Genomic DNA, 4,617 nt, shown 5'->3' on the forward strand with positions numbered 1-4,617 from the left:
GAGGTGCTGCTCCTCGCGGGGCCGCAGGGCGCGCCGGCCGCGGCGCTGCTGCCCGGCCCGACGAGCGTGCGCACCTGGTGGTGCCCCTGGATCGGCGACGCGTCGCGCCCGGTCGACAGCGACCTCGTGGAGGAGCTGCGGGCGATCGTCGAGGAGTTCGCCCCCGACGAGGCCGTGATCCTCACCTCCTTCCACCAGTCGCCCCTCCCGCTCGCGCTGCTGCTGCGCCTGGCGGGCGTCGAGCGGATCAGCGGCACCTCCGTCGACTTCGCCGGCGCGCTGCTCGACGTGCGGCTCGTGCCGGGCGAGACCCTCGAGGAGGACCAGCCCGAGCCGGAGCGCGCGCTCGCCATCGCGGCGGCGGCCGGCTTCGCCCTGCCCGAGGGCGACGACGGACGCCTGCGCGTGCGCCGCGAGGGCGTCCTGCCCGCCGCACTCGAGGGAGTCGGCCCCTACGTGGTCGTCCACCCCGGAGCGGCGGTGCCCGCGCGAGCCTGGCCCGCGGCGAACGCGGCGCGCGCCGTCGAGCTGCTCGCGGACGAGGGCTTCGCCGTCGCGGTGACGGGAGGCCCCGGCGAGCGGGCGCTCACCGCCGAGGTGGCCGGAACCCGCGGGATCGACCTGGGCGGCGCGACCGACTTCGCCGGCGCCGCCGAGGTGCTCGCCCGCGCCGAGGTCGTCGTCAGCGGCAACACCGGTCCGGCGCACCTCGCCGCCGCCGTCGGCACTCCGGTCGTCAGCCTGTTCGCCCCGGTCGTCCCCGCGATCCGCTGGGCGCCCTACGGCGTGCCCGTGGAGCTGCTGGGCGACCAGGGCGCCGCGTGCGCCGGCTCCCGCGCCCGGGTCTGCCCGGTGCCCGGCCATCCGTGTCTGGCGGGGGTGAGCGCCGAGGAGGCGGTCGCCGCCGTCCTTCGACTCCGCGCCCTCGGGCGCACCACCACGACCACGACGGAGGCGATGGCATGAGGATCCTCCTCTGGCACGTGCACGGCGGCTGGGCGGACGCGTTCGTCCGCGGCGACCACGAGTACCTGCTCCCCACCACGGACGCCCGCGACGGCTGGGGCCTGGGCACCGGCGGACGCGACTGGCCGAACGCGATCGAGATCGCCCCCGAGGACCTGCGCGACGCCGACGTCGACGTCGTCGTGCTCCAGCGTCCCGAGGAGCTCGCCGAGGCCGAGCGCCTGCTGGGCCGGCGCCTCGGCCGCGACGTGCCCGCCGTGTACGTCGAGCACAACACCCCGCGCGGGGACGCGCCGACCAGCCGGCACCCGCTGGCCGACCGCGACGACCTTCTCCTGGTGCACGTCACACACTTCAACGCGCTGATGTGGGACACGGGCTCGACCCCCACCACGGTGATCGAGCACGGGATCCACGACCCCGGTCCCCTCTACACGGGCGAGCTCGCGCACTTCGGCGTCGTGATCAACGAGCCGGTGCGGCGCAACCGCGTCACCGGCACCGATCTGCTGCCCCGGTTCGCCCAGGTCGCTCCGCTGGACGTCTTCGGGATGAAGACCGAGGGCCTGGCCGAGCTGCCCGGCTTCCCGGAGGGCCGGCTCGACGTCCTCGGCGACGTGCGCACGAGCGAGATGCACGCGCAGCTCGCCCGTCGCCGCGTCTACCTGCACCCCTTCCGCTGGACCTCGCTCGGCCTGGCGCTCCTCGAGGCGATGCACCTGGGCATGCCGGTCGTCGCGCTCGAGACGACCGAGGCCGGTCGCGCCGTCCCGCCCGGTGCGGGAGCCGTCTCGAACGACCTCGACGAGCTCGCGGCCGCCGCTCGCGAGCTGATCGCGGATCCGGAGCGCGCTGCCGCCGCCGGGGCGATCGCCCGCGAGAGCGTCCTCGAGCGCTACGGACTCCCCCGGTTCCACCGGGACTGGGACGAGGTCCTCTCCGATCGTCCGGGCCGCACCGGCCGGACGCTCACCGCCGCAGGGACCCGAGGAGGGAGCACCCGATGAAGCACACCACCACCACCCGACCGCTCGCGATCGCGATGGTCTCCGAGCACGCCAGCCCGCTGGCGACACTCGGCGGCGTCGACGCGGGCGGCCAGAACGTGCACGTCGCCGCCCTCGCCGACGCGCTCGCCCGCCGCGGCCACCGCGTGACCGTCTACACCCGGCGCGACGACCCCTCCCTCCCCCGGCGCGTGCCGTTCACCTCCGGAGTCGAGGTCGTGCACATCGACGCCGGACCGGCCGCCAAGGTGTCCAAGGACAAGCTGCTCCCCTTCATGGGCGACTTCGCCGTCGACCTCGCGAACGACTGGCTCGACTCGCGCCCCGATCTCGTGCACAGCCACTTCTGGATGTCCGGGGTCGCCGCGCTCGACGCGTCCGAGCGGGTGGAGCGCGCCACCGGCCGCCGCGTGCCCGTGTTCCACACCTTCCACGCGCTCGGAGTCGTCAAGCGCCGCCAGCAGGGCGCGCTGGACACGAGCCCGGAGGAGCGTGCCTGGCTGGAGCCGGGCGTCGGCCAGAAGGCGGACGGCATCGTGGCCACCTGCTCCGACGAGGCCTTCGAGCTCAAGGGGCTCGGCGTGCCGACGAGCAGCATCTCGGTCGTGCCGTGCGGAGTGGACCTCGAGCGCTTCTCCCCCGACGGCCCCGTCGCCGAGAAGACCCGCCCGATCCGCCTGATGAGCATCGGCCGGCTCGTGCCCCGCAAGGGCATGGGCCACGCGATCGAGGCGCTCGCGCACCTGGTGCGCGACGGCCACGACGCCGAGCTGGTCATCGTCGGCGGCTCCGGCTCGGGCGACGCCCTCGCGGCCGATCCCGAGTACCAGCGCTTGCACGGCGTGGCGGAGGGCCTCGGAGTCGCCGACCGCGTCCACCTCGTGGGGCAGCTGTCGCAGACCGAGATGCCGGCGATGCTCCGCTCGGCCGACATCGTCGTCTGCGCACCCTGGTACGAGCCGTTCGGCATCGTGCCGCTGGAGGCGATGGCGTGCGGCCGGCCGGTCGTCGCGTCCTCCGTCGGCGGGCTCATCGACACGGTCGTCGAGGACGTGACCGGGGTGCACGTGCCGCCCCGCGATCCGCAGGCCCTCGCCTCGGCCCTCTCGGCGCTGATCGCCGACCCCGAGCGCGCCCGCGCGTACGGCGCCGCCGGCCGCGAGCGCGTCGAGTCGCGCTACTCGTGGGACCGCGTCGCCGCGGACACCGAGCGCGCCTACCTCGCCACTCTCGCCGGACTCGGCGACGGGGAGGCCGTCCTGACCGGCGCCCCCCGCACCTCCCACACCTCGAACACCCGGAAGGCGGCTCCTCGACGATGAGCATCGACACCGTGCTGGACACCCCGACGGACGCCGCCCGGCGGATCGTCGACGACCACATCGCCCGCTCGCTCGACGTCGTCGCGCAGCTGGAGCGGCACTCCGAGCAGATCGTCCTCTGGGGCGTCGAGCTCGCCGACCGCCTGCACTCGGGCGCGCGGCTGCTCGCGGCCGGCAACGGCGGCTCGGCGGCCGAGGCCCAGCACCTGACGGCCGAGCTGGTCGGCCGCTTCGACGGCGACCGGATCCCCTTCTCGGCGATCTCGCTGCACGCCGAGACCTCGAGCCTGACGGCGATCGGGAACGACTACGGATTCGACCACGTCTTCGCCCGCCAGGTCACGGCGCACGCGCGCAGCGGCGACGTCGTCGTGCTGCTCTCGACCAGCGGCCGCAGCGCCAACCTGCTCCACGCGGCCGAGGCCGCCCGCGCGGCGGGAGCCCGCACCTGGGCGCTGACCGGCGACGGGCCCAACCCGCTGACCGACGCGTGCGACGAGGCGATCGCGCTCGAGGGCCACGGCTCGAACGTGCAGGAGGCGCAGCTCGTGCTCGTGCACGCGCTCTGCCGGGCCTTCGAGCACCGCATCCGCGTCCGCACGGGAGCCGCCGCGTGAGCGCGCGCCTGCGGATCGCCGTGGTCGGCGACGTGATGCTCGACGTCGATCTCTCGGGCCCCGCCGAGCGGCTGAGCCCCGACGCACCGGTGCCCGTCGTCGACGTCTCGACGCGCGGCGTGCGCGCCGGCGGTGCCGGGCTCGTCGCGCGGATGCTCGCCCGCGACGGGCACGACGTCACCCTCGTGACGGCGCTGGCCGACGACTCCGACGCCGACGTGGCCGAGCTGCGCGGGGCCCTCGGCGGGATCCGCCTGATCGCGGGCCCCTCCGGAGCGCCGACGCCCGTCAAGACCCGCGTCGCCGCCTCCGGCCAGGCCGTCGTGCGGTTCGACCGCGGCTGCGAGCGCCCGCCGGTCCCGACCGTCACCGACGGCATGCTGGAGGCCCTCCGGGACGTCGACGCCGTCGTCGTCGCCGACTACGGCCGCCGCCTGACCGAGGACGAGTCGCTCCGTGCGGCGCTCGACGCGCTCGCGGTCCCCCTGGTGTGGGATCCGCACCCGCGCGGCACCGCTCCCGTCGCGGGCACGACGCTCGCGACTCCGAACCTCGCCGAGGCGACCGGGTTCTCGGGAGCGAGCGGACGCGGCGTCACCCTCGCCGAGACGGCCGCCACCACCCTGCTCGAGCGCTGGGGCTGCGGCGCCGTCGCGGTGACCATGGGCGGCAGCGGGGCGCTCGTGCGCTCGCGCGGAGCCGGTG

5 protein-coding genes are annotated in these 4,617 nt (G+C 75.7%); all 5 read left to right on the top strand.

Annotated features, from left to right (window positions below; translation table 11 throughout):
- Positions 1-966: glycosyltransferase family 9 protein (locus NB037_RS18690; RefSeq protein ID WP_251948454.1), on the top strand; the 966-nt coding region annotated here is incomplete at its 5' end.
- A complete protein-coding gene (locus NB037_RS18695; RefSeq protein WP_251948455.1) occupies positions 963-1,973 on the top strand; it encodes a glycosyltransferase in 1,011 nt (336 codons plus the stop codon). The genes NB037_RS18690 and NB037_RS18695, both read left to right, overlap by 4 nt.
- A complete protein-coding gene (locus NB037_RS18700; protein WP_251948456.1) occupies positions 1,970-3,295 on the top strand; it encodes a glycosyltransferase in 1,326 nt (441 codons plus the stop codon). Before NB037_RS18695 ends, NB037_RS18700 begins: the two co-directional genes overlap by 4 nt.
- Complete coding sequence (locus NB037_RS18705) at positions 3,292-3,912, top strand: D-sedoheptulose-7-phosphate isomerase (protein ID WP_251948457.1); 621 nt, start codon at positions 3,292-3,294, stop codon at positions 3,910-3,912. The genes NB037_RS18700 and NB037_RS18705 overlap by 4 nt, the downstream gene beginning before the upstream one ends.
- A partial coding sequence (locus NB037_RS18710) for a bifunctional heptose 7-phosphate kinase/heptose 1-phosphate adenyltransferase (RefSeq protein ID WP_251948458.1) occupies positions 3,909-4,617 on the top strand: 709 nt, incomplete at its 3' end. The genes NB037_RS18705 and NB037_RS18710, both read left to right, overlap by 4 nt.

It is taken from the genome of Rathayibacter rubneri, assembly GCF_023743255.1.
Taxonomy (GTDB): domain Bacteria; phylum Actinomycetota; class Actinomycetes; order Actinomycetales; family Microbacteriaceae; genus Rathayibacter; species Rathayibacter rubneri.